Origin of the sequence: Nocardiopsis sediminis, assembly GCF_042650565.1 — a bacterium.
Taxonomy (GTDB): domain Bacteria; phylum Actinomycetota; class Actinomycetes; order Streptosporangiales; family Streptosporangiaceae; genus Nocardiopsis_B; species Nocardiopsis_B sediminis.
The window spans coordinates 188338-213318 of the sequence record NZ_JBHSBH010000003.1 but is presented as its reverse complement, the minus strand read 5'-3'; the positions used below and the strand labels follow the sequence as shown (position 1 = coordinate 213318).

At 72.4% G+C, this 24981-nt stretch carries 21 protein-coding genes; 9 read left to right on the top strand and 12 right to left on the bottom strand.

Annotated elements, in window-relative coordinates; all coding sequences use genetic code 11:
• Positions 1–38 precede the first annotated feature (38 nt).
• The 3 genes from ACFOVU_RS02350 to ACFOVU_RS02340 all read left to right on the top strand — a co-directional run bounded on the left by ACFOVU_RS02350 (position 39) and on the right by ACFOVU_RS02340 (position 2479).
• Positions 39–1139, top strand: coding sequence for a WD40/YVTN/BNR-like repeat-containing protein (locus tag ACFOVU_RS02350; RefSeq protein WP_378529588.1), 1101 nt, complete (start codon positions 39–41; stop codon positions 1137–1139).
• 4 nt (positions 1140–1143) lie between these two features.
• Positions 1144–1452 (top strand): MoaD/ThiS family protein, encoded by a 309-nt coding sequence (locus ACFOVU_RS02345; protein WP_378529587.1) that lies wholly within the window; start codon positions 1144–1146, stop codon positions 1450–1452.
• Positions 1453–2347: 895 nt separating this feature from the next.
• Positions 2348–2479 (top strand): hypothetical protein, encoded by a 132-nt coding sequence (locus ACFOVU_RS02340; protein WP_378529586.1) that lies wholly within the window; start codon positions 2348–2350, stop codon positions 2477–2479.
• Between the two features lie 85 nt (positions 2480–2564).
• Here the strand turns inward: ACFOVU_RS02340 and ACFOVU_RS02335 are convergent, their stop codons facing one another.
• Positions 2565–3338, bottom strand: a complete 774-nt coding sequence (locus ACFOVU_RS02335; protein ID WP_378529585.1) for a bestrophin-like domain — start codon at positions 3336–3338, stop codon at positions 2565–2567.
• A gap of 731 nt (positions 3339–4069) precedes the next feature.
• Between ACFOVU_RS02335 and ACFOVU_RS02330 the strand changes: the two genes are divergently transcribed.
• Both ACFOVU_RS02330 and ACFOVU_RS02325 read left to right on the top strand, forming a co-directional pair.
• Complete coding sequence (locus ACFOVU_RS02330; protein ID WP_378529584.1) at positions 4070–4990, top strand: anti-sigma factor RsbA family regulatory protein; 921 nt, start codon at positions 4070–4072, stop codon at positions 4988–4990.
• A 429-nt stretch (positions 4991–5419) separates the two neighbouring features.
• The gene (locus ACFOVU_RS02325) at positions 5420–6625 is read left to right on the top strand and encodes a cytochrome P450 (RefSeq protein WP_378529583.1); all 1206 of its coding nucleotides are present in this window, start codon (positions 5420–5422) and stop codon (positions 6623–6625) included.
• Between the two features lie 28 nt (positions 6626–6653).
• Here the strand turns inward: ACFOVU_RS02325 and ACFOVU_RS02320 are convergent, their stop codons facing one another.
• From ACFOVU_RS02320 to ACFOVU_RS02295, 6 genes are all read right to left on the bottom strand, one after another.
• Positions 6654–7598, bottom strand: coding sequence for an oxygenase MpaB family protein (locus ACFOVU_RS02320; protein ID WP_378529582.1), 945 nt, complete (start codon positions 7596–7598; stop codon positions 6654–6656).
• Between the two features lie 97 nt (positions 7599–7695).
• Positions 7696–8562 carry a dimethylargininase gene (ddaH, locus tag ACFOVU_RS02315; RefSeq protein WP_378529581.1) on the bottom strand — a complete coding sequence of 289 codons (867 nt, stop codon included), beginning with the start codon at positions 8560–8562 and terminating at the stop codon, positions 7696–7698.
• 239 nt (positions 8563–8801) lie between these two features.
• On the bottom strand, positions 8802–10616 hold the full coding sequence (locus tag ACFOVU_RS02310; protein ID WP_378529580.1) for a phosphoenolpyruvate carboxykinase (GTP): 1815 nt from the start codon (positions 10614–10616) through the stop codon (positions 8802–8804).
• Positions 10617–10797: 181 nt separating this feature from the next.
• On the bottom strand, positions 10798–11934 hold the full coding sequence (locus ACFOVU_RS02305; RefSeq protein ID WP_378529579.1) for a DUF1996 domain-containing protein: 1137 nt from the start codon (positions 11932–11934) through the stop codon (positions 10798–10800).
• Positions 11935–12043: 109 nt separating this feature from the next.
• The gene (locus ACFOVU_RS02300) at positions 12044–12682 is read right to left on the bottom strand and encodes a DUF4142 domain-containing protein (RefSeq protein WP_378529578.1); all 639 of its coding nucleotides are present in this window, start codon (positions 12680–12682) and stop codon (positions 12044–12046) included.
• A gap of 154 nt (positions 12683–12836) precedes the next feature.
• The gene (locus ACFOVU_RS02295; protein WP_378529577.1) at positions 12837–13448 is read right to left on the bottom strand and encodes a hypothetical protein; all 612 of its coding nucleotides are present in this window, start codon (positions 13446–13448) and stop codon (positions 12837–12839) included.
• A gap of 477 nt (positions 13449–13925) precedes the next feature.
• On the opposite strand from ACFOVU_RS02295, the gene ACFOVU_RS02290 reads away from it, so the two are divergent.
• Positions 13926–14630 (top strand): hypothetical protein, encoded by a 705-nt coding sequence (locus tag ACFOVU_RS02290; RefSeq protein ID WP_378529576.1) that lies wholly within the window; start codon positions 13926–13928, stop codon positions 14628–14630.
• Positions 14627–16105: an NADH-ubiquinone oxidoreductase-F iron-sulfur binding region domain-containing protein gene (locus ACFOVU_RS02285; RefSeq protein ID WP_378529575.1), complete on the top strand. Its 1479-nt coding sequence runs from the start codon at positions 14627–14629 to the stop codon at positions 16103–16105. The genes ACFOVU_RS02290 and ACFOVU_RS02285 overlap by 4 nt, the downstream gene beginning before the upstream one ends.
• Positions 16106–16283: 178 nt before the next feature.
• On the opposite strand, the gene ACFOVU_RS02280 is transcribed toward ACFOVU_RS02285, so the two are convergent.
• From ACFOVU_RS02280 to ACFOVU_RS02265, 4 genes are all read right to left on the bottom strand, one after another.
• Positions 16284–17441 (bottom strand): anhydro-N-acetylmuramic acid kinase, encoded by a 1158-nt coding sequence (locus tag ACFOVU_RS02280; protein WP_378529574.1) that lies wholly within the window; start codon positions 17439–17441, stop codon positions 16284–16286.
• 24 nt (positions 17442–17465) lie between these two features.
• The gene (locus ACFOVU_RS02275; RefSeq protein WP_378529573.1) at positions 17466–18278 is read right to left on the bottom strand and encodes a dioxygenase family protein; all 813 of its coding nucleotides are present in this window, start codon (positions 18276–18278) and stop codon (positions 17466–17468) included.
• Between the two features lie 90 nt (positions 18279–18368).
• Positions 18369–19271 (bottom strand): universal stress protein, encoded by a 903-nt coding sequence (locus tag ACFOVU_RS02270; protein ID WP_378529572.1) that lies wholly within the window; start codon positions 19269–19271, stop codon positions 18369–18371.
• A gap of 141 nt (positions 19272–19412) precedes the next feature.
• Positions 19413–21068, bottom strand: coding sequence for a glycine/sarcosine N-methyltransferase (locus ACFOVU_RS02265; RefSeq protein WP_378529571.1), 1656 nt, complete (start codon positions 21066–21068; stop codon positions 19413–19415).
• Between the two features lie 416 nt (positions 21069–21484).
• On the opposite strand from ACFOVU_RS02265, the gene ACFOVU_RS02260 reads away from it, so the two are divergent.
• Together ACFOVU_RS02260 and ACFOVU_RS02255 are read left to right on the top strand one after the other, a co-directional pair.
• Positions 21485–22798 (top strand): aminotransferase class I/II-fold pyridoxal phosphate-dependent enzyme, encoded by a 1314-nt coding sequence (locus tag ACFOVU_RS02260; protein WP_378529570.1) that lies wholly within the window; start codon positions 21485–21487, stop codon positions 22796–22798.
• 100 nt (positions 22799–22898) lie between these two features.
• Positions 22899–23609: a DUF6069 family protein gene (locus ACFOVU_RS02255; protein WP_378529569.1), complete on the top strand. Its 711-nt coding sequence runs from the start codon at positions 22899–22901 to the stop codon at positions 23607–23609.
• Between the two features lie 29 nt (positions 23610–23638).
• Here the strand turns inward: ACFOVU_RS02255 and ACFOVU_RS02250 are convergent, their stop codons facing one another.
• Positions 23639–24874, bottom strand: a complete 1236-nt coding sequence (locus ACFOVU_RS02250; protein WP_378529568.1) for an ROK family transcriptional regulator — start codon at positions 24872–24874, stop codon at positions 23639–23641.
• Between the last annotated feature and the right edge of the window lie 107 nt (positions 24875–24981).

Genomic DNA, 24981 nt, shown 5'->3' with positions numbered 1-24981 from the left:
CGAGAGTGGGGGCGACAACTCGACTCCCGGAGGCCGTCATGGCATTTCTCCTGCTCATCGGGACCCGGAAGGGCCTGTTCACCGCGACCAGCGACGACCGGCGCACGTGGCGTGTCAGCGAGCCGCACCGGCTCGACACCGAGGACTACGCGAACATGTCGGGCGTCTACGCCATCGGCATCGACCCGCACACCCGGCGGATCCTCGTGGGCGCCGAGAGCTCCCACTTCGGCCCCAGCGTCTGGCACAGCAACGACCTCGGCGAGACCTGGCACGAGCCCGAGACCGCCCCCATCGCCTTCCCCGACGACGTCGACGCCGCATTCACCCGCGTCTGGCAGTTCGCCTTCGGCGCCGAGCCCGGCACCGTCTACGCGGGGGTCGAGCCCACCGCGCTGTTCCGCTCGACCGACGGCGGCCTGACCTACGAGCTGAACCGCCCCCTGTGGGACCACCCCCACCACGCCGACTGGTTCCCCGGGGCGGGCGGCGCGGCCGTGCACACCGTCCTGCCCGGCACGGTGCGCGCCGACTCCACCGACCCCCACTCCATGACCATCGCCATGTCCACCGGCGGCGTCTACCGCACCACCGACGACGGCGCCTCGTGGGAGCCCGCCAACAAGGGCATCAGCGCCGATTTCCTGCCCGACCCGTACCCGGAGTACGGCCAGTGCGTGCACAAGGTCGTCACCGACGCCGACGGCGTCTTCTTCACCCAGAACCATCACGGCGTGTACCGCTCCGCCGATCCCGCGCAGGGCTGGACCTCCATCGCCGAGGGCCTGCCGAGTGATTTCGGCTTCACGCTGGTCGCCCACCCGCACGTGCCCGGTGACGTCTGGAACTTCCCGGTCGTCAGCCAGATGGTGCACCTGCCGCCCGACAACCGCCTGCGCGTGCTGCGCACCCGCGACTCCGGTGCCACGTGGAAGGCCCACGAGGAGGGCCTGCCCACGGGCCCCTACTACGGCATCGTGCTGCGCGACGCCTCCTGCACCGACGGCGCGCGGGTCCCGGGCTTCTACTTCGGTACCCGCAGCGGCGACGTCTTCGTCACCACCGACGACACCGGCACATGGACCCCGGTCGCCGAGCACCTGCCCGATGTGCTGTGCGTGCGGGCCGTGGAGGTGTAGCGCCATGAGCGTCCTGGTCTTCATCCCCGAAACGCTGCGCCCGGAGTGCGACGGCGCCGCGCGTATCACCGTCTTCCCCGACGAAGGGCCCGCCGCGGGCGGCGTGCAGGACGTCCCGCTGCGCGAGGTGCTCGACGAGCTCACCCGGCTGCACCCGCGCCTGCGGGGCCGGCTGCGCGACGAGAAGGGCGCGCTGCGGCGCTACGTCAACGTGTTCGTCGACGACGACGAGTGCCGCGCGGTCGACGGCCTCGACACCCCGGTCCGCCCGGGTGCCGAGGTCCGCGTCCTCCCATCGGTCGCGGGCGGCTGACCGGGCCGGGTCGCGTGCCCGAAAGTCACGCGGCCGACCTGGTGTCCGGGTCGGACGCTCGGCGCGGGGCACGTGCACATCGGGTGCACCGTGCGTCACGGGAGGAAAAGGCGGGAAAGCGGCGGTGCGATGCGGTACCGATCCCGGCATCGTCGCCCGCCGCACGACCGCGGCGTGTTACAAGGTGGGAACCGAGTGAAACCGGCCGCACTGAGGAGCCGCGCTCTCCATGCCGCACGATCGCCCCGCATCCCGCCACCGTCCGAGGACCGGCGCCGTCCTCGTCGCCGCCTGCTGCCTGCTTCCGGCGGCCCTCATCGCCGGGCCCGCGCACGCCGGGGTCCGGGACGGTGCCGACGCCGTCACCGGCGACGGAAGCGCCGCCGGAACCGGAAGCGCCGTCGAGGCGGCCGCGCCCGGGGCGCCCCCGTCCGGACCCCGGCGCCCACCGTGCCCGCCCGTTCCGCCGCGGCCGCCGGTACCGCCCGAACCGGACGATCCGCACCACCCGCCGCACCGGCCGGTACCCCCCGATCCTCCGGGGCCTCCGGGACCGCCGCACCCTCCAGAACCGCCGGAACCCCCAGAACAGCCCGAACCCCCTGAACCTCCCGAGCCACCCGAGCCGCCCGAACCCCCTGAACCCCCTGAACCTCCCGAGCCACCCGAGCCGCCGGAGCCGCCCCTGCCCCCCGGGCCGGAGCCCCCGGCCGATCCCGGGCCCGAACCCGAACCGCCCCCTGAGCCGGAACCCTCCGCCGAACCCGGCCCGGACGCGCCGCCCGATTCGACGGAGGCCCCGCCGCTGCCGGAGGAGGTCCCCGACGCCCCCGCGCAGCCCGGGCCGGCGCCGGAGGCCGACGGACCCGGCCCGGAGCCCGAACCCGTCCTCGTCGTGCCGCCCGTCCCCCTGCCCGACCTCCGCGAGCGCAGCTCGCTCGACGGGTTCAACCCGTTGCAGATCATGGTGTTCGTGGTGCTGATCGCCGTGGCCGCCGCCGTTGGCGCCTCGCGCGCACGCCGCTGACCGCTGCGCGGGCAGGCGCCGCCGCCGGGGCCCTGCCCGCGCCGTTCACGCGCGGCTCCCGCCGCCTGCGCCGGCCGGGCGCCGCTCACGCTCCGGGCATCGAGGCGTCGATCCGGTCGAACCCGGCGAGCGCGTCCTCCATGGACTCCGGCCCGATGGCGAGCGCCCCCGCATACGGGTTGTCGAGGTAGAGCAGCAGGACCACGGTCGCCGCGACGAACACGAGGTTGAGCACCGACCAGAAGATCCGGGCGCGCGACCCCCGCACGCCCATGCCGAACGGCAGGACCACCACCGCGAGGGCGCTGATGGTGGCCGCGATGGTGATGATCCGGGGGATCTCACTCGCGGCGGCGTCGCCGCGCTGGACCCGCATCTCCGCGAGCCGGCCGGCTTCCTCGCGCGCGGTGAAGCGGTCCAGGGCCACGATGGGGTCGTCGGTCGGCACGGCGTTGACCGCGGCGCGCAACCGGTCCAGTGCGGCGTCTCCGTCAGGGCTGAGGTCGCGGTGGCGCATCCGCGGCCAGTCGCTCGCGATCGTGGTCTCGACGTAGTCGCGCAGGTCGGAGCGGATCCGTTCGCCGTCCTCGGCCGGCAGGGCGGCGGTACTCCAGTAGAGGGCCGTGGCCGCCGCGGCTTCGTCGACGGCGATGTCGGTCGCGCTCTGGTTGCCCTCCCAGCCGATGACCAGGCCCATGGCCATGGCGACGAGGAAGATGGACAGCACGCACGGGGCGATCAGGATGCCGATGGCACCGTCGGAGTCGGCGGTCGAGATCCCCACCTTGCGGGCGACCACCACCCCCGCGATGAGCAGGAGCACCAGGACGAAGAAGACGAGGAGGAGGCTGAGGGTCATCGTTCTCCCATGGGGTCGAGGAACGTCGGAAGGACATCAAGGGGCACCGGTGCCGCCGGCCCCGGCCCTGCGGCCGACCTGCGGAAGCGCCCGTTTTCCCCCTACCACGCCGATCCGGCCCTCTTCCGGCACTTCCGGCATCCCGCGGAGCGCGCGGCCCGGACCCGGTGAATTCGGTCGGCCATTGATCCCGATAAGCGAACACGCCGTTTTCCGCTGACGTCGGCGGACGGCCTGCATTCCCGATTCCGGGCACACGGCGATTTTCATCACAGGAGAACCTCCCGCCCCGGTCGCACGACGCCGCTCGTCGCGGGCACCCCGACGACCTGGACGCCAGGTGGCCGCGCAATTCGGCGGGCGCACATGCCCATAAGCCGGAGTCCGGAGTGCGACGGACGATGAATTTTCGAATTTCCAACCGGGGGGCCGGGCGGAATCGGTATCTTGACGGCTCTGTTCCCGCTCCGGGCGGCCTCCCCGGACCGTGGTGCCAGGGCCGGGACACAACTCGTCCATGAACACCCCAGACGCCGTTGAGGAGGCGTCCAGCATGGCGGCACAGACGCCCGAGTCGGCTTCCTCAGGCGGGAGGCGGCCGACGACGCGCCGCGCGCTGCGCCCCTGCGCGCCGGGCCCCCGGGGGCGGCCGTCGCCGCGGACCGGCGCCCGCGCCCCATCCTCCGGCGGCCGGCACCACCATGTTTGACCAGTCCACCCACCGTCGGCTCGTGCACCAGACCTGCGTCTACGGCTCGGACGAGGAGTTCCTGTCGATGGCGCTGCCGTTCATCGACAACGGCCTGGCCGCCGACGACCCGGTGCTCGCCGCGACCACCACGGCCAACGTCGAGCTGCTGCGCCGCGCGCTGGGCACGCGGGCGGGGCGCATCGACTACATCGACTCCCTGGCGTTCGGCCGCCGCCCGCCCGAGCGCCTGACCGCGGTCGACCGCTACTGGCGCCGGCACGCGCCGCGCACCGGGGGCCGCGTGCGGATCATCGCCGAGCCCATCTGGCGGGGGCGGTCGCGGCGCGAGGTCACGGCATGGACCTGCCTGGAGTCCACCCTCAACGTCCTCTTCGGCGGCCGCGACATCCAGGTCGTCTGCCCCTACGACTCCCGGGTGGTGCCGGAGCCCATCATCGCCGACGCGCAGCGCACCCACCCCGAGATCCTGGTGGGCGAGCGCACCATGGCGAGCGGCGAATACGTGCACCCCACGGTGTTCACCGCGAAGGGCCCGGAGCCGGAGTCGCTGCTCGTCCCCGCCAACCCCATGGGCGGCCGGTTCGACGCGGTCGACCTGGCGGGGGTGCGCGACGAGGCGATGTCGTACGCGCGGCGCCTGTACGTGCCGGGTGCGCGGGCGCGCGACCTGGTGTTCGCCGTCAACGAGGTGACCACCAACGTCATCCTGCACGGCGCGGGGTACGGCAACGTGTGGTTCTGGACCGAGGAGGACGAGCTGATCTGCGAGGTCACCGACGACACCGTGCACGGGCCGCTGGCACCGTTCGAGGGGTCGCCGCCGCCGCTGGACCAGCGGGGGCGCGGGCTGTGGCTGGTGCGTCAGCTGTGCGACCGGGTGCACATGGCGTCGTCGGACGGGCGGACCGTGGTGCGCATGCACATGCTGCTGCGGAGCTGAGCCCCTTCCGCCGTTCCGTCCCTCCCGTTCCGGCCGCGGCCCCTCCCCTCGGGAACGGGCCGATGTGCTGCCCCTCCGCGCGGACGTCAGGGTCTCGGAAGGCCACGGAAGGTCGCGGAATATCCGGAAAACGATCGCTTCTCTATATAATTATCCCAAGTGATCCACTGAAAGCAATTTCCCTCGTGACTCATTCCGACCGCGATGGGTCGATCAACTTTTTTATACGAGCAATCCCGTTATAACCGGCAAGGGAGATGACGACCGAACTACGGCGAATTATGGTGAACGGGACGCACCTGTTTTCACAGCCCGGATTCCGATGCCGGATTCCGGGCTCCCTCTTTCGCTTCCCCCTCACCCGTGATCGTGCGCGGCCGGGCATGATGGCGCGCGCCGCGCGGGGTCCCGGACGACAGGACCCAGCCCATGACGGCCGACCCCGAACCCTCCGCCTTCCCTTTTCCCAACGCCGACCCGCTCAGCGTTCCGCGTGCCCTCGGCAGGGCACGCACCGCCGGCGCACCCATTCGCGTGCGGCCCCCGTACGGGCGGCCCGCCTGGCTGGTCACCGACCACGAGGACGCCAGGACGGTCCTCGCCAGCCCCGACTTCGGACGCGACGCCGCCCGTGCAGGGATCCCCGATGACGACGTCCCCCGGATCACCCCCGTGGACCCCATCAGCGGTTCCATCCTGGCCATGGATCCGCCCGACCACACCCGGGTGCGCCGGCTGATCGGGCGCGTCTTCACGCCGCGCCGCGTCGAGGGGCTGCGCCCCCGCGCCCAGGGGATCGCCGACCGGCTGGCCGACGACCTGATCGCGGACGGCCCTCCGGCGGATCTGCTCGACCGGTTCGCCCTGCCGATCCCGTTGGAGGTGATCTGCGAACTGCTGGGCGTGCCCCACCAGGACCGTGCCCGCTTCGCCGCGTGGAGCGACGCGTTCCTCAGCACCAGCGGGCTGACGGTGGAGGACGCGCTGCACAGCCTGTCCCTGCTGAACGGGTACCTCAGCGGGCTGATCGCCCAGCGCACCGCGCACCCCACCGACGACCTGATCGGGGCCCTGACCCAGGTGCACGACGAGGGCGGGCCGGTCACCGCCGAGGAGGTGCTGGGCCTGGTGCGGGGCCTGCTGGTCGGCGGCTACGAGACCTCGTCCTTGCAGATCGCCAACTTCGTGCTCCTGCTGCTGCGGGGGGACGGCTACACGAGGCTGGCCGCCGATGCCTCGCTGATCCCGAATGCGGTCGAGGAGCTGCTGCGCTACGTGCCGCTGTCCCCGCTGGGATCGCTGCCGCGCTACGCGCTCACCGACGTGGAGGTGGGAGGGGTGCTGATCCGCGCGGGTGAGTCCGTCCTCGTGGAGCTGTCCGCCGCCAACCGCGATCCCGGGGTCTTCGACGACCCCGAGGTCCTGGATCTGGAGCGGCCGGCGGCGGGGCACCTCGGCTTCGGCCACGGCATCCACCACTGCGTGGGCGCCGCGCTGGCCCGGATGGAGTTGCAGGTGGCCGTGGGCACCCTGACCCGGCGGTTCCCGCACCTGGCCCTCACCGTCGCAGAAGAGGCGATCGAGTGGCGGGAGAACTTCATCCGCGGTCCGCAGCGGCTCCCGGTCACCTGGTAGCCGTGAACCCGCCTCGGTGCCGCCTGCGTCAGTCGGCGTCCGCGCCGGCCTTCTCGCGGAGCCGGGCGGGATCGACGCCGGCCGGCGGCCCGGCGCCCAGGTCGGCGACCGCGTAGCCCTGGGGGTAGCCGGGGTAGGTGCGGTTCTTGGGGTCGGCGGCCAGGCGCGAGACCCGGCGCGGGGGGAGCTGGGTCTCCAGGCGGCCTCTCACCACGAGCGCCCGTTGGACGGCGCGGACGACCCAGGCCGGGGCCGGGGCGAACCCGAACGCCTCCCGGGAGCGGTCGTCCAGGAGCGCCCGCACCGCCACCCCTGCCAGGGGGCGCACCGGTTCGGGGAACCACGAGGCGAACAGGTCCACCGTCGCCCCGCCCACGCGGGCGTTGGACTCCGCGAACCGGAAGTGCTCGCGCTCGTAGGCGTCCTTGAACGCCGCGAACGCCTCGAACGACGGCGGGATGTCCCGGATGCCCATCCGCCGCCCCACCTCGCTGTAGTAGTGGAAGGCCGCCAGCCGCTCGTGGCGGGTCAGCCGCCGCCAGCCGTACCGGTCGATCCAGTCCACCGGTTCGTAGACGAACGTCGACAGCACGTACCGCATGTCGTCGTTGGAGATCGCGAACCGGCCGTGCATGCGGTTGACGGAGCGCAGGGCCTCCCGGCCCCGGGGCGAGTCGTATCCGTGGGCGGCGATCTCGGCCATCAGCAGCGCGGTGTCGTCGTAGCGCTTCTGCGCCCGCAGCGCGAACTCACCCGTGGCGTCCAGCAGCCCCGATATCGAGGGCACGCAGTAGGTCTTGAACAGCGCGAGCTCCAGGGACCGGACGTAGTCCCAGGGGAACTCGTGCCCGGACGAGATGCGGTAGATCTCCTGGTGGTCGGCCTCGGGGTCCAGCGCGGCGATCCGGCGCAGCCAGTACCTCCGGTCGGCGCGGTGGGGGGCTTGCGGCACGGGGGCGGGGTGACGGGGCACGGTCGTTCCTCTCCTGGGTGAGCGCCTGGCCGGCGGCGGGCGCCGCCGGCCGTTGCTGTGCCCGATCGTGTCACGTACCGCGCCCCGCAATGGGCGGTCACGCCGCCCGGATCTCCTGGGTGCAGCACTTGGGGCCGCCGCCCGCACGGGCGAGTTCGCTGGTGTCGACCCCGATCGGGTGGTAGCCGCGCGCACGCAGGAGGGCGGCGAACCCCGTTGCCTGGCGGGGCAGGACGACGTTGCGGCCGTCGCCGACCGCGTTGAGCCCGAACACGAGCGCGTCTGCCTCCGCCACGCGCACGGCGTCCGGGAAGAGCAGCCCGAGCACCCGTTGCGCGGCGCCGGAGAACGCCCCCGGGAAGTAGGCGATGTCGGCGCGCCCCGACACGCGGCCGTCGTCGAGAACCGTGAGGGCGGTGTCGAGGTGGTAGAAGCGGGGGTCGACGAGCCGCAGCCCGACGACCGGGACCCCGAAGAGCTCCTGGGCCTCCATGTGCGCCGCCTGGTCGGTGCGGAAACCCGTGCCCGCCAGGATCAGCGACGACGTGACGGCGAAGTCCCCCTCCCCCTCGTGCACGGTGCCGGAGGGGTGCACGTCCAGGCCGCGGCCGCGCAGCCAGGCGAGGTGGGCGGCCTCCTCGGCGGTGCGCTCCGGGTTGCGGAAGCGCGCGGCGAAGGCGGTGCCGCCGACCACCACCGCGCCGTTGGCGGTGAACACCATGTCGGGCAGATCGGGGCGGGGGTCGAGCAGGCTCACCCGGTGGCCGAGCCGGGTGTAGACGTCGCGCAGGCGGTCCCATTGGGCGATGGCGCGGCCCCGGTCGACCGGGCGGCCGGGGTCCATCCACGGGTTGATCGCGTAGCGGACATCGAAGTGGGTGGGCGGGCACATCAGGTAGTGCCGGGGGGTGGCGGTTCGCTCCTGGGCCGCAGGGCCGGTCAGGGAAACGGCGGGTGTCGTCACGATTCGACGGTACGATCAGCGGTCTTGCCCGCCCAAGAGGCATTCATTGCACGTCGGCGGCCGATCGTTGCGTGGTCTGCGCCCGCATCGGCGGTTCCGCGCGCGGTGTCCGTTCCGGGTGCGGACGGCGCCCGCAGCGCGGAAAAAAGATGACCTGTTTCACACCCGCGCTGCTGCGGCCGGACGCGCCCCGGCCCGCCCGCCGCAGGACGGGCGGGGGCGGGCCGGGGGTGCTCCGGTCAGGCCAGGCGGTCGGTCAGTGCGCTGTACTCGTCCCACAGCGCGTCGGGCAGCTGGTCGCCGAAGGTCTTGAAGAACTCCGGGATGAGCCCGGCCTCGCGCCGCCAGGTGTCGCGGTCGACCGACAGCAGGAACTCCAGATCGCCGGGCGGCAGGTCCAGGCCCTCGGTGTCGATCCCGCCGGCGACCGGGAGCCGGCCGATCGGGGTGTCGACCGCGTCCGCCGTGCCCTGGAGCCGCTCCACGATCCACTTGAGGACCCGGCTGTTCTCGCCGAAGCCGGGCCACACGATGCGGCCGTCGTCGTCCTTGCGGAACCAGTTGACGTAGAAGATGCGCGGCAGCTTGTCCGCGTCGCCGGTGGCGCCGATCTTGAGCCAGTGGGCGAAGTAGTCGCCCATGTTGTAGCCGCAGAAGGGCAGCATCGCGAACGGGTCGCGGCGCAGCTCGCCGACCGTCCCCTCGGCCGCGGCGGTCTTCTCCGAGGCGACGTTGGCGCCGAGGAAGACCCCGTGCTGCCAGTCGAACGCCTCGCTGACCAGCGGGACCGCCGTGGCGCGGCGCCCGCCGAACAGGATCGCCGAGATCGGCACGCCCGCGGGGTCCTCCCACTCGGCGGCGATGGTCGGCGCCTGGCCGGCCGGGGTGGTGAACCGGGCGTTGGGGTGGGCGGCGGGCTCGGCGGACGCCGGTGTCCAGTCGCGCCCCCGCCAGTCGGTCAGGTGCGCGGGCGGCTCGTCGGTGAGCCCCTCCCACCACACGTCGCCGTCGTCGGTGAGCGCGACGTTGGTGAAGATGCTGTTGCCCCACAGCGTGGCGATGGCGTTGGCGTTGGTCGCGGCGCCTGTCCCCGGGGCGACGCCGAAGAAGCCGGCCTCGGGGTTGATGGCGCGCAGCCGCCCGTCGGCGCCGAACCGCATCCACGCGATGTCGTCGCCCACGGTCTCGACCGTCCAGCCCGGGATGGTGGGTTGGAGCATGGCCAGGTTGGTCTTGCCGCAGGCGCTCGGGAAGGCCGCCGCGATGTAGCGGGGCCCGCCCTCGGGCGGGGTGACCTTGAGGATGAGCATGTGCTCGGCCATCCAGCCCTCGTCGCGGGCCATGACCGACGCGATGCGCAGCGCGTAGCACTTCTTGCCGAGCAGGGCGTTGCCACCGTATCCGGATCCGTAGGACCAGATCTCGCGGGTCTCCGGGAAGTGCGAGATGTACTTGGTGGTGTTGCACGGCCAGGCCACGTCGGCCTGGCCCGGCTCCAGCGGGGCCCCGACGGAGTGGACGGCCTTGACGTAGTCGCCCCGCTCCTCGATCAGGCGCAGCGCCGCGGTCCCCATCCGCGCCATGATCCGCATCGACACCACAACGTAGGGCGAGTCGGTGATCTCGACGCCCAGCTGGGAGATGTCGCCGCCCAGCGGGCCCATGCAGAACGGCACCACGTACATGGTGCGGCCGCGCATGCTGCCGGCGAAGACGTCGGCGAACGTCGCCCGCATCTCGGCCGGGGCGATCCAGTTGTTGGTCGGCCCGGCGTCCTGCTCGCGCTCGGAGCAGATGAACGTGCGGTCCTCGACCCGGGCGACGTCGCCCGGGTCGGAGCGGCAGTAGAAGCTGTTCGGCCGCAGCTCCGGGTTGAGCCGGATGAACGTGCCCTGCTCGACCAATAGACCGGTCAGGCGCTCCCACTCCTCGTCGGACCCGTCGCACCAGACGATTTCGTCGGGCCGGGTCAGGTCCGCCACCTCGCGGACCCACGCGATCAACTCTCTATGGCCAGTGGGGGCGGCCTCATCACCAGGGACACTCACAGACACAGCGGCTCCTTTTCGTCGGTCTGCTCCGCATCATCGGTGATACCCACGTGATCAGGCCAGTTGGCCTAGACAAGAGGTAGAGACCAATGGTCTATTGCGGGCGACCGGGAGGAGGCCCCGGACACGACGGCGCCCGGCGGCCGGGAACACCCCGTTGGCCGCCGGGCGCCTACCGCGATCGTCAGCAGTCGCGTCCGCTGTTGATGCATTCGACCGCGGTGGCCATCAGCTCCTCCGGCATCACGTTGATGAAGTCGGAGTGGTCGGTGATGGGTTTGTGCTGCTCCTCAGGGAACCCGTCCACGGCGAAGTTGGTGCCCTCCGGCACTTCGTAGACGAGGGTCTGGCGGAGCTGCGGCACCGCCTGCGTGCCGCCGGGGCAGGCGCCCGATTCGTCGGGGAAGACGATGTGGGTGCGCTTGTCCTCGCTCGTGATGTTCTGGCCGTCCCAGCAGCTCGGGAAGTCGAAGGTCCGCAGCACGTCGCTGCCCTCGGGGCACAGCGGGTACTTGTCACCCGAGACCTGATCCTCGAACCCGGTGCAGCTCCACTTGGCGTTGGCGTTCTGGCCGTTGGTCGTGAACGCCCGCGCGTTGCCGGTGATGATCTGAAGGAACTGCGGCATCTCCGTGACCTCGGACACGGGGTTGCCGCGGAACTCCAGGGTCGCCTGCGACGGCGTGATGATCCGGCCGACGTTGCCGTCCAGGCCGCCGCCGGAGACGTCGGCGTCGGCGCCTTCCTGCGTGGTGTCGCGCAGCACCGGCCAGTAGTGCATGGACTGGTCGCCGTTGTCGCAGCTGGTCTCGCCCTGGAGGAGCAGCTGGTTGTTGCCGTCGACGTCCTCACTGAACTGGTTGACGTTCTGGTTGCCGACGTAGTCGTGTGTGTGCTGGGCCCCGTGCTCGACGCCGGGGGCGACGATCACGTTCTCGGAGTTGAACAGCCCGTTGGCGTTGACCCCGCAGTCGGTGACGAACGTCCCGGTGGAGCCGCCCTCCTGGGCTTCGGGCGGGGGCTCGGCCGCGCCGACCTGGGCGATGTCGATGAAGTCCTCTTCGACGGGCCCGTTGCCCTCGGGGCCGATCCCGCCGGCGTCGCCGCCTTCTCCGCCGTCCTGGCCGCCGTCGCCGCCCTCTTCACCGCCCTGCTGCGTACCGTCGCCGCCCCATGCGGCTTCGTTGCCGTCGTGGCCGTCGCCGTGACCGCTCTGGCCGAAGCCGACGTTCTGCGCGAGGGAGCCGCCGTCGTTCACGGGTGCCATGAAGATGATGCCGAGCACCAACGCGGCCGCCGCGGTGACCCCGATCACGGGCATGGCCCGGATCCCGTTCCAGGATCCGGGTCCCCGGCTCTTACGGTCGTTTCTCCAGGGTTCTCGCATCTCTCGCTTCTCCTCTCTCCTCCATCACGGTGATGAAGAAGGGTCAGGCCGGGCGCCGCTCGGGCGGCAGGGGTTCGGGCAACCTCTCGTATTCGACGAGCCCGGTGCTCTCCAGATGGGTGATGTGGCGCATGACGACCAGCAGGCCGCTCTGGATGAAGCTGCGGACGAGTTCGTTTCGGGTGCCCGCGCGGACCTCGGCCAGCGCCTCGTAGACCGACCCGTGCGCCGCACGGAGCCGGTTCACGAACACCCGGTCGAACTCCTCGCCGGACAGCCCCGACAGCTCGTCCATCCAGACCTGCTGCTGCGGGTTGGGCAGGCTGGGCAGGACGACATCGAGCTGCTCGGCGACGTCGCGGACCGTCTCGTCGAGCTTGATGTGGTCGGCGGCCAGCAGCGCTCCGACGTCCTTGACGTCGTCGCTGGCCGCGCGGTCCTGCGCCTGCTGGCCAACGGGGATCTCCCACAGACCCGCCTGCCTGACCTTGATCAATGCGTCGACATCGGCGGGCCCGAGGGGGCCGAATTCGGTCTGCTTCCAGTCCTGCCAGAAGACTCCTGAGACCGAGGTCGCCCCGTTGGGAACGACCATGAAAATGGTCAGCGACGAGACGATGAGAAACGCCACGACGCCCGCGAATTCGATGTACCTCAACGACCGGATCTGGAGCTTGCGCACTGGCCGTTTCCTTTCCGGGGGGTTTTCCGTGAAGCTCTGGGGGATCGGGGATATCGGCTGGTCAGAGCCTGATAAGTGCGGGTCGGGCACCGATCGGAACCGTTTCCGCGGTCACCGATATCCGGAGTCCGGCACACTACACGGCGGTCTCGCTCTAGTAACCCCCGCCGCTGTAGCCGTCTCCGCCACCGGTGGTGTCGCCACCGCCTTCGGCCTCGCCTCCCCCTCCCGCCTCACCGGCGGGCTCGCCTCCGCCGGTCCCCTCGACCATCTGGCCCTCGGGGGTCACGGCGTACCACTGGTCGCCGAACGCCTGTCCGTTGACGTCGCCGGGGGCGGCGTCGCCGGCGTAGCGGTACAGCGGCCAGCCGGCGATGGTGAGCTGCTCGGTGCCGTCCTCGCGCTGGGTCGACGCGAACAGCGCCTGCTCGACCCCATTGGCCGTGACCTCGCCTTCCGCCAGGACCGGGGGCCACTGTTCGGCGCAGTCGTCGGCGCAGTTGGAGGTCGGGGGCTCGGTGGAGTCCTCGGTGAAGACGTAGAGGGTCCAGCCCTCGGCGTCGGTGATGACCGATCCGAGGGAGGTCTCGGGATCGACGCTGATCTCCGTTGCGCCGCCTCCTCCCGCGGGGGCGTCCCCGGCCTCGCCGGCCGGAGCGGGGTCGCCGGTCGCCCCTGCGTCGTTGCCGTAGCCGCAGCCCGCGGCGGTGAGGATGACGACGGCGCCCCCGGTGAGCAGCAGGGTTCTCGTGGTGCGTGCGTCCACAGTCTCTTCCATTCCGGGCTTCGAGTAGGTGGCCCCTCGACGGGCCGTTATCGGTTGGAGATACGTAAGAGCGCCGCGATCGGTTCAATGCCGGCGGAAGAAGTTACACGCGGGTCTCGTGAGCTGGGCGTTCTCCGAGAAACATCTTTGTGAAGGGACGAAGGGCCCCTCTTGTGGCGCGTGAGGACGGACACGATTCAACGACAAAACCGGCGTAGCTGGTGCTAGTGTCGTCCAGCGCGCAGCCCTTCCATTCCATGAACCCCAGCGGAACAACGGTGTCCCCGCACAGGGCACCCATTCGAACCGCGACGGTGGAGGACGGACATGTTCGAAAGGCGCCAAACGCGGCCCCCACAAAACACCACTACAACCCCCACGGAAGCCGCCCCGAGAGACGTAGAGCGCTCGTTCCAGCGCCCATGGATATGGGCGGCGCTCCTGCTCGGAGCGATCGCCGCCAACAGCGTCATCGCGGTGGCGGCCCCCAACCAGGTCAACTTCCTCCGCATCGTCCAGGACTTCCTGTGGACGTACTCCGGGGTCTTCGCCCTGGTCGGGCTGACCGGCGCGGTCGTCTTCGGGCTCGCCGCCACCGACCGGCTCATGGCGACGATCCACGACCGCGTCTGGTTCCAGGTGGTCCACCGGTCGGCGGCGATCGCGGCGGTGGGCTTCCTCATCGCCCACATCACTTTGCAAATCGCTTACGGGGCCCCGCGCTTCTACAACGCGGTCGTGCCCATCGGCCTGGACGCATCGGTCCTCTTCGGGGTCCTGGCCTCCGACCTGCTGCTCTTCATCATCGCCACGGGCGTGTTCCGGTCCAGCTTCGTCGGCATGTCCCGCCCGTGGATGTGGCGCGCCCTGCACGTCTCGGCCTACGTGTGCTGGCCGATGGCGATGGTGCACGGGCTCACCGCCGGGCGGACCCCCGCCTGGTGGGTGATCCTCGGGTACACGCTGTGCATGCTCGCGGTCGCCACGATGCTCGTGCTGCGCATGGTCGTGAGCGTTCCGGAGCGCTCGGCGGAGCCCGAGCCGGAGCCCGAGGAGAAGCCGGAGCGCACGGTCACCGTGGTCCGCAACGGCATGGCCGAGGCGCCGGCGGAGCCCCAGCCCGCCATGGCCGAGGACGCGGAGTTCTGGGCCACGATCCGCGGAGGGAGCAGGAGCTCGTGATCTTCGAACCCGGTGAGGACGCCCTGGAGGTCCGCAACATCGGACCGGCCCGGATCACCGCCGGCCTCGAGACCCAGACCCGGCTGGGCATGGTCGAGCACCGGGCGGTGCACGGCACCCCGCCGCAGCTGCCGCCCGACGACCTCATGGCGCTCGCCGGGGTCGCCGACCTGCGCGGGCGCGGCGGGGCCGGCTTCCCCTTCGCCCGCAAGTACGCGGCGGTGCTGCGCTCCGCGCACCGCAAGCAGTCGCCGGTCCGGGTAGTGGTGAACGCCACAGAGGGCGAGCCCGCGGCGCGCAAGGATGAGATGCTCCTCACACGTACCCCGCATCTGGTCCTCGACGGCGCCGAGCTCGCGGCCTGGTCGCTCAACGCGCCCGAGGTCATCGTGGGCGTGGCCGACGGCCCGGGCGAGCGGTCGCTGCTGGAGGCCATCGACGAGCGCGACTCCGACCTCGCCTTCCACGTCGTGCGGGTGCCCGAGCGGTTCATCTCCGGCGAGGGCGGCGCCCTGGTCCGGGCGATCAACGGCCAGGTCCCCATCCCGCCGGGCCGCAAGGTGCGCGCCGCCGAGAGCGGCGTCGGCGGGGTGCCCACCCTGCTGTCCAACGCCGAGACCTATGCGCAGCTGGGCCTGGTCGCCATGCTCGGCGCCGACCTGTACACGGCCGTGGGCATCCCCACCGAGCCGGGCACGGTCCTGCTGACCGTCAGCGTGCCGGGCAACGGCGACCCCACCATCGTCGAGACCCCCACCGGGGTCCTGCTGCGCGACGTCCTGGAGCTGTGCGGCACGACCCCCGGCCGCGGGGTGCTCATCGGCGGCTACCACGGCGCGTGGCTGTCGGCCGACGCCGCCGACTCCGTGCGGGTCTCCCGGGCCGGGATGAAGGCGGCCGGTGCCGCCCTGGGTGCGGGGATCATCGCCCCGCTGAGCGAGGACGCCTGCCCCCTGGAGGAGACCGCGCGCGTGCTCCACTACATGGCCGGCGAGAGCGCCAACCAGTGCGGGCCGTGCTTTCGCGGGCTGCCCGAGCTGGCCCGCACCTTCAGCGAGCTGGCCGCCGGCGAGGGCGAGCCCGAGGCGGTGGTGAAGGCGGCGCTGATCGGCGAGGGCCGCGGCGCGTGCTCGCACCCCGACGGCACCGCCCGGTTCGCGCGGTCGGCGCTGGCGGCGTTCCCCGACGAGATCGCGATCCACGCGGCGGCGGGGTCCTGCAACCCCCGGACCAAGAAGGTGCTGCCGCTGTCGACCGTGACCACCGGGGCGTCGAAGATGATGCTCGACTGGTCGCGCTGCGACGGGCACGGCCTGTGCTCGGTCCTGGCGCCCGACCTCGTCCAGCTCGACAACAACGGGTACCCGCAGAAGACGGTCATGGCGGTGCCGGAGAAGTTCCGCGACACCGCGGAGAAGGCCGTGGAGATGTGCCCGGCGCTGGCCCTGCGGATCGACGACGCCACGGCGCACTGATTTTCCCGTTGTGTCCCTTGGTCCCCCCCGGGTTGCCGGGAGCGCTCGCCTTCTCACTCGGCTCCAACGGCCCCGCGAGTCGGGCCTGCGGCGATCGGCGGCGCCGCCTCCGCTCGTTCGGCGGCTCGCCGCTCGGGTTCCCCGGCGCGCATCGCGCCGGGGAACCCGGCGCGCGGGATCAGCCCGCGTCCGGGCCCAGGCGCAGCCGCAAGCCCCCCGGGTGCGGGCGCTCCGGCGGGCTGATCCGGCCCACCGGGGTGGGGCGGGCGGCCCCGGTGCACGACGGCACGGTCCCGGGGATGTCGTTCCAGGTGAGGAAGCCGAGCAGGGCGAAGAGGTAGGCCTCCTTGGCATCGGGGTCGATCCCGAGGGAGTCGGAGAAGCGCAGGGGGGCGGGGCCCAGCGCCGACCGCAGCGCCGCCACGAGCGCGGGGTTGCGCAGGCCGCCGCCCGAGGCGACGACCTCGGCCACCCCATGGCGCGCGCACGCGTCGGCGATGGTCGTGGCCGTGAGCTCGACGAGGGTGGCGAACACGTCGTCCCCGGCGACGTCGAACCCGGCCAGGGCCGCGTCCAGGTAGTCGCCGTGGAACACCTCCTTGCCGGTGGACTTCGGCGCGGGGCGAGCGTAGTAGGGGTCGGCGCGCAGCCGGGCGAGCAGCCCCTCGTGCACCCGCCCGCGCAGGGCCCGCCGGCCGTCGCGGTCCATGCGCTCGGCGCCGTCGCCGATGCTCGATGCGGCGATGTCGAGCAGGGCGTTGCCGGGGCCGGTGTCGAAGGCCAGCGGGTCGTGGCCGGGCGCGACGACGGTGAGGTTGGCGATGCCCCCGATGTTGAGGGCGGCGGCCGGTGCGCCGCGCCCGGCCAGCCAGAGGACGTCGAAGGTGCTGGCCAGCGGGGCGCCCTGGCCGCCGGCGGCGATGTCGCGGGCGCGCACGTCCGAGACCACCGGCACGCCCGTCGCCTCGGCGATCCAGGCGGGCTGGCCCAGTTGCAGGGTGCCGCGGGCGCGGCCGTCCTCGATCCAGTGGAAGACGGTCTGGCCGTGGGAGACGACGAGGTCCGCGGTGCGGCCGGGGCACAGCTCGGCGATGGCGTCCCGCGCGGCCTGCGCGAACGCCTGGCCGATGAGGGTGTCGAGCCGGCACACCTCGGCCATGGTCGTGGGGGCGGGCGGAAGGGCGGCGAGGATGTCCTCGCGCAGCGCGGGGGGATGGGGCACGTCGCGGTGGGCGATGGGGGTCAGCAGCACGTCGCCGCCCGCCAGCCGAAGGTCGGCGACCGCGACGTCGATGCCGTCGACCGAGGTGCCCGAGGAGAGTCCGATGACGATCATCCCGGAGTCCTTCCCCGCGGCCGGTCAGCCGAACTGGAAGGCGCGCTTGGCCAGGCCGTACCAGAAGCCGTCGATGACGCTGCGGGCGTTCTCGCCGCTGCTCTGCGCCGCCCCGAGGGCGACGAACAGCGGTGCCAGGTGCTCGCTGCGCGGGTGGGCGATCTCGGCGGCCGGGCCCTTCGTGCGCCAGTCGAGCAGCGCGTCGACGTCGCCCGACACCGCGGCGCGGGCCGCCCAGTCGTCGAACTCCGCCGACCACGAGGGCGCCGCCGCGTCGGTCCCCAGCGACATGTCGATGCAGGAGAGGTTGTGGGTGAGGAAGCCGCTGCCCATGATCAGCACGCCTTCGTCGCGCAGCGGGGAGAGCCTGCGGCCCAGGTCGAAGAGCTCCTGCGGGTCGAGGGTGGGCATGGAGATCTGGAGGACGGGGACGTCGGCGCCGGGGTACATCTCCTTCAGCGGGACGTAGGCGCCGTGGTCGAGTCCGCGGTCAGGCGCCTCGGCCACGGGCGCCGGGCCGCCACTCAGGAGGCGGCGCACCGATTCGGCGAGCTCCGGGGCGCCGGGCGCGGGGTAGGTGACCTCGTAGTAGCGGCGGGGGAAGCCCCAGAAGTCGTAGGTGAGCGGGGCGGTCGTGGTGGCGCCGATGGTCACCGGCGCGGCCTCCCAATGGGCCGACACGATCAGCACGGCCCGCGGCCGGCCGAGCCCCTGCGACCAGGAGGACAGCTGCCCGGTCCACAGCGGGTCGTCGGCCAGGGGCGGGGCCCCGTGGCCGAAGTAGAGCACGGGCGCCGGCGCCCGGCCCGCCGATGCGGGATGTGCGGTGTGGTCCATGGGGGCTCCCCTCGGCCCGAGACCAGGAATCAGTTTCCTGGAAAATCATTTCTCGGAAAGAGGATACTCCACAGCCGCGGGAGGGGGCCGTCAGTGGACGATCGCAACGGGACCGTGGGCCCCGTGCAGCACCGACTGGCTCACCGAGCCCAGGAGCAGGCCGGTGAACCCGCCGCGTCCCCGCGAGCCCACCACGACGAGGTCGGCCGGGGTCGCCGCCTCCAGCAGCGCCACCACCGGGTGGCCGCGCACCGCGCGGGGGTCGGCGTCGACATCGGGGTGGCGCCGGCGGGCATCGGCGATCTCCGCCTCGGCGGTGCGGCGGGCGGCGGCCTCCACCGCCTCGTCGTCGAACGCCTCAGGCGGCACCGGCCCCATCGACGAAGCGAAGGCCGCCATCGGCTGCCAGGCGCAGATGGCGATGACGTCGCTGCCGACGGTGTCGGCCTGCGCGAACGCGAAGTCGACCGCCCGCTTGCTCTGCTCCGACCCGTCCACGCCGACCACGACCCGCCCCTTCACCCCGTGCGCCTCCTCGTGCTTCTTGGGCAGCACGACCACGGGGACCGGGGCATGGGCGGCCAGCTCCACGCCGACCGACCCCACGAACGCGCTCGCCAGCCCGCCCAGCCCGCGCGACCCCACCACCACGGCCACCGCATCGGGCTTCGAGGCGGCGGCGAGCAGGGATTCGGCGGGGCGGGACTCGGCCAGCTCGGTGTCCACCCGCAGCTCGGGGAAGATCCGCAGGATCCAGTCGCGCGCGTAGTCCAGGAGCGCCTGGGCGTCCTGGTGGCGCGGCTGCGGCCGGTCGTCGTACTCGATGACCTCCCGCCAGGGCCCTTCGGCGTCGCGGGGCCACACGGCGGTCACGATGCGCACGCCCATCCCGGCCATCGTCGCCTGGTTGGCCGACCATTCGAGCGCGTAGCGGCTGGAGTCGGAGCCGTCCACCCCGACGACCACCCAGCGGGTCTCCGATGTCGTGTTCACCGCGGCGACCTCCTGCCCCGTCTTCCGGATTCCGGTTGCGGGGATGAGTACCCGAACGCGCCCGCTTCAGGCGCACGCAGCGCAAAAGGCCCCGGCACCGGGGGATCGGTGCCGGGGCGGGGCCGGCCGCCCGGCGGCGGGTCAGCTCCGGTAGTGGTGGATGCCCCAGGCGAGGGCGCCGGAGTTGCCGCCCTCCACCCAGTTGCGCAGCCCGGTCTTCATCCGCGACAGGTAGTCCTCGCTGATGCTCCCGGCCAGCGCGGGCTCGCGCTGCTCGGTCTCGGCCAGGACCCGGGCGTAGTGGGTGGGCAGGTGTTCGCTGAGGTCGTCGAACTCGACCTTGGCCAGGCCCAGCCGGCCCGCCTCGCGGTCGTAGAAGCCGGGTGTGCCCATGCTGTCCAGGTGCAGCCGCGCCAGGATGGGCCGTAGCGCCTCGGCGGGAGCGCCGTCGGCGGCCATCGGGTCGGTGAAGACGAAGTGGCCGCCGCTGCGCAGCACCCGCGCCACCTCCTCGAGCACCCGGGTCCGGTCGCCGCTGTGGAGCAGGGCGTCCTGCGACCACACGACGTCGAACCCGTTGTCCTGCGCGGGGATGTCCTCGAAGGAGCCGTCCACCACCTCGATGAGGTGGTCCAGGCCCGCCTCGCGGTTCAGCTCCCGGTTGCGCTCGTTCTCGACCTCGCTGAGGTTCAGGCAGGTGACCCGGCAGCCGAAGGTGCGCGCCAGGTAGCGCGCCGATCCGCCGTACCCCGACCCGAGGTCGATCACGTCGGTGCCGTCGGTCAGGGGCAGCTTGCCCGCCATGCGCTCCACGGTGCGCCGGCTGGCCTCGGCGATGTCGTCGCCGGGGCTGCGGTAGAGCCCGACGTGGATGTCGGTGCCGCCCCAGATGGAGTGGTAGAAGGTGTCGGCGTCGCTGGAGTTGTAGTACTCCCGCGCGGTCTGCACGGCCGCCGAGTAGGACTCCGCGCGCTGGTCGTCGCGGTGGTAGGCCTTCTCGGCGATGTGGATGAAGAAGTCGGGCTCGTCGCCCTGGTAGGTCTCCTGGAAGTCGCCGTAGGTGTCGACCTTCTGGAAGCCGACCTCGCGCATGAGCCGCCGCATGTAGTTCTTGCGCAGCGGGAACATGTTGAGGTGGTACTCCGAGGCGTCGGGGAACCGGTAGACGAACCGGGCCAGGCCCTCGTCGACGTGCTCGGGCTCGGCCGACACCTCCTCCCCGCAGTAGTAGTACGTGTGGGAGTTGCCGTACTTGCCGTCGAGCAGGGCGTCGTAGTTGCGCTGGTCCAGGATGAGCACGCCGTCGTGCTTGAGCATCGCGTAGAACTCCGCCAGCGCCTTGCGCCGGTCGCGTTCGGCGAACAGGTGGGTGAACGAGTTGCCCAGGCAGATGATGGCGTCATAGCTGCCGTGGACGTCCCGGTTCAGCCACCGCCAGTCGGCGTGGACGACGCGCAGGATGTGCCCGCCGAAGTCGAGGCCGTTGGCGAACGCCTTGGCCAGCATCTCGGGGCTGCCGTCCGCGCTGACGGTGTCGAACCCCTCTTCGACCAGGCGCACGGAGTGGAACCCCGTGCCGGTGGCGACGTCGAGGACCTCGCGGACCCCCCGCGCCTTCAACTGCTCGATGAAGAAGCGGCCCTCGCTGGCATAGCGCCGCTTCCAGTCGATCAGCTCGTCCCACTTCTCGACGAACCCCGTGACGTATTCCGCTTTGTAGTGGTCGGTGTCGCGAACGGCGAGCGGGTCATCCCCGAATCGCTGCTGATCCTGCCCGTTGATAGATCGACTCCTCACACTCGAAACACCCTCTCGCTGTGCACACACGACGCCGAGGGTGAAACCTCGCGCTTATATATTGAAAAGCACGACCCCCCGTGTAATTCAAGGGCGAAGTTCGATGTTTTCGATGTCCCCGCAGGTCAGACCGCGTAAATTCGATCATCGGCGCGACGCCGGAAGCCACCCCGAACCCGGCCTTCACACCCCGGCGGACGCCGCGGAAAAATTCCGGGAGACATCAGCGAATCGCATGGCGCAACCCATTGCGCAAAGCGCACCGCGAAATTATTCGACACGGCGGGGAAATTCCGGTGAATCATCTCCGCGCTACACTCGGCGCCCGTCCGATCGGGCGCACCCCCTCAGCACCCCGCCGCCCCGTGCGCGCCCTGTGCGTGTGCCGCGGCGCGGCGCTGCTGGATAATGCGGGGATGGCCATCAGCGGACGCGGCTCCCAGGACATCGCCGCCAGCATCGAACGGGAGATCGCGCGAGGGGACCTGCACGCCGGCACCGCGCTGCCGCCCATCCGCGACCTCGCCGGGGACCTCGGGGTCAACGCCAACACGGTGGCGGCGGCCTACCGGCTCCTGCGCGACCGCGGCCTCGTCGAGACCGGCGGCCGCAGGGGCACGCGGGTCCGCGGCCGGCCCGCCGGGCAGCCCCGCGAGACCGAGGCCGGGCGCGTCCCGCCGGGCACCCGCGACGCCGCCAACGGCAACCCCGACCCCCGGCTGCTGCCCGATCTCGGCGCCGCCCTCGCCGCGGTCGCCCGGCGGCGCACCGGGCACCACCCGCTCTACGGCGACCCGCCGACCGACCCCGGGCTGCTGGAGACCGCACACGCGGTCTTCGCGGCCGACGGGGTCCCCGCCGGCCACCTCACGGTCACCGCGGGGGCGCTCGACGGCATCGAGCGCCTGCTGCGCTCCTCGCTGCGCCCCGGCGACGCCGTCGCGGTGGAGGACCCCGGCTGGCCCGCCCTCTACGACATGGTCGCCGGCCTGGGGTTCAAGCGCCTGGGGGTCCCGGTCGACGACGACGGCATGGAACCCGGCGGGCTCACCGCCGCGCTGCGGGCCGGCGCCCGCGCGGTCCTGCTGACCTCCCGCGCCCAGAACCCCACCGGGGCCGCGCTCTCCGCCGAGCGGGCGGGCCTGCTGCGCGCCGCGCTCGCGCCCCACCCCGATGTCCTGACGGTCGAGGACGACCACGGGTTCGGGTTCACCGCGCAGCCGTTCAACGGGGTGCACGGCGCCACGGAGCGGTGGGCCGTGGTGCGGTCGGTGGCCAAGGGCTACGGCCCCGACCTGCGGCTGGCGATGGTGGCCGGCGACGCCGTGACGGTCGACCGGGTACGGGTGCTCTTGCAGGCGGGCGCCGGCTGGATCAGCCGGGTCCTCCAGGAGGCGTTCGTGGAGGTGTGGCGGCACGGCGGGGTCGTCCCGGGCGAGGTCGCGCACGACTACGACGAGCGCCGCGGCGCCCTGATCGACCGGCTGGCCGGGCTCGGGATCGCCGCCCGCGGGCGCAGCGGGGTCAACGTGTGGGTGCCGGTGGCCGACGAGGCCGCGACCGTCGCCGCGCTGCTGGCCCGGGGGTGGGCGGTGGCGCCGGGCCGCCGCTTCCGGCTGGAGTCCGCACCCGGCATCCGGGTGACGGTGTCGGCGCTGGACATCGCCGACATGCCCCGCCTGGCCACCGACATCGCCGCTGCCGCCCGTCCCTCGCGGCCGGCCGTCTGACCCCCCCTTGTGATGACTCGCCGCGATTGGGTGATTGCGTCTGGTGATCACGGGTATGGGGGCATCGACCGCATTCTGCGCCGTATCGGGGGGTACCGGCATGGGCGGATTCGAGAGTGAGCGACGGATCGACACCACCCGGCTGTGGTCGGGCGGGCTGGCCACGGCGGTCGTCGCCGGGCTGATCGCCCTGGTGGGGATGTTGCTGATCCGCGGGGTGCTGGGGGTGGCGGTCCTCGCGCCGCACGACGCCGGCGTCCTCGGCGGCGTGGTGGTGGGCGGCTACGCGCTGATGGCGGCCGTCGCGGCGCTGGCGGCCACGGGGCTGCTGCACGCGCTGCTGCTGACCGCACCGCGGCCGGCCACGTTCTTCGGCTGGATCGTGGGGCTGGCGACCCTGGTGGCGGCGGTCGGGCCGGTCACCCAGGACGCGCCGGCGGGCGGCCAGATCGCCACCGGCATCGTCAATGCCGTCACGGGCCTGGTGATCACGTCGCTGCTGGGCGGGGTCGGCGCCGGCGCGATGCGCCGCGCGCACGGCGGCCGGCCGCTGCTGCACGCCGAGGGCGCGCTGCCCGATGTCGGGTACGCGCCCGGCTGGGACGGCGTCCCCAGCGAGAGTGCACCGGTCGACGGCCGACCGGGCGGAAGCGGGGCGGGCGAGGTCCGGCCCGGCGAGGGCGGGGCGGTCTACGACGCCGGCCGCCGCGACGCACTGGACCACGGCGGCGCCGCAGCCCCTGAGGTCACCGGCGGCCCCGAGCCCCGCCGCCACTACCCGGACCCGATGGCCCCCGGCGGCCAGAACTGACGCACCGGCGTCCGGGAGCGGGCGGCGCGTCAGCCGCCGCTGACCAGCGCGTCGATCCGTTCGGGGCTGAGGCCGTACTCGATCACCATGACGGCGGCGCCGATGACGCCCGCGCGCTCGCCCATCTGCGATGACACGATCCGCAGGTCCTCGGTGGCCAAGGGCAGCGAGCGCTGGTAGATGACCTCGCGCACCCCGGCGAGCAGGTGGTCGCCGGCCAGGGCCAGCGAGCCGCCGATGACGATGATCGACGGGTTGAGCATGTTGACCGACGCCGCCAGCACCTCGCCGATGTCGCGGCCGGCCTGACGCAGGGAGAGCAGGGCGGCCACCGATCCGGAGCGGGCGAGTTCGACCACGTCCAGAGCGGTGCGGGCCTCGATGCCCTGCCCGGCCAGCTCGGCGGCGATGGCCGCGCCGCTGGCCACCGCCTCCAGGCACCCGGTGTTGCCGCACCGGCAGGGGTGCCCCGCTCCGTGGGGGACCTGGATGTGGCCCATGTCCCCGGCGGCGCCCTTGGCGCCGCGGTAGACGCCGCCGTCGCTGATGATGCCGCAGCCGATCCCGGTGGCGACCTTGACGAACATCAGGTGGCTGGCGTCGCGCCAGCGCGCGAAGTGCTCGCCCAGCGCCATGATGTTGACGTCGTTGTCGACCAGGACGGGGCCGGCGAAGCGCTGTTCGATGTAGCCGGGCACGTCGAAGTCGTCCCAGCCCGGCATGATCGGCGGGTTGACCGCGCGCCCGGTGGAGTACGAGACCGGGCCGGGCAGGCCGATGCCCACGCCGAGGACGTCCTTCTCGGAGCGCCCGGCGCGGTGCAGCAGCATCCGCCCGTGGTCGATCACCCAGTCCAGCCCGTTCACGGGGCCGTCGGCGATGTCGAGGTCGTCGTGGGTCTCGGCGAGGACCTGGCCGGCCATGTCGGTGAGGGCCAGCCGCGCCGCGGTGGCGCCGAGGTCGGCGGCGAGGACGACCCGGGCCGAGGGGACGAACGCGAAGGTCGTGGGCGGGCGCCCGCCGGTGGAGGCGGCCTCGCCCGCCGGGCCGATGAGACCCCCTGCGAGCAGGGCGTCGATGCGCTGGGTGACGGTCGATCGCGCGAGCCCGGTGACCCCGGCGAGCTCGGACCGGGTGCGCGGCCGTCCGTCGCGCAGCAGCCGCAGCAGTGTGCCGGCGCCGGGTGCGGCGGGTGCGGCGCCGGGGGAGACCTGTCCTGGGGTGGAGCGCAGCGCTCCGGCGGGGATCAGCGCATCTTCTGTCACGTGACCAGTGAATCACAGGAACTATTTCGAGTACGTCGACCAGCTATTTCTACTGAGAGTCGCATCTTCTGCTTGACGTCCGTCATAAGTCCGATTTACCTTCCCAC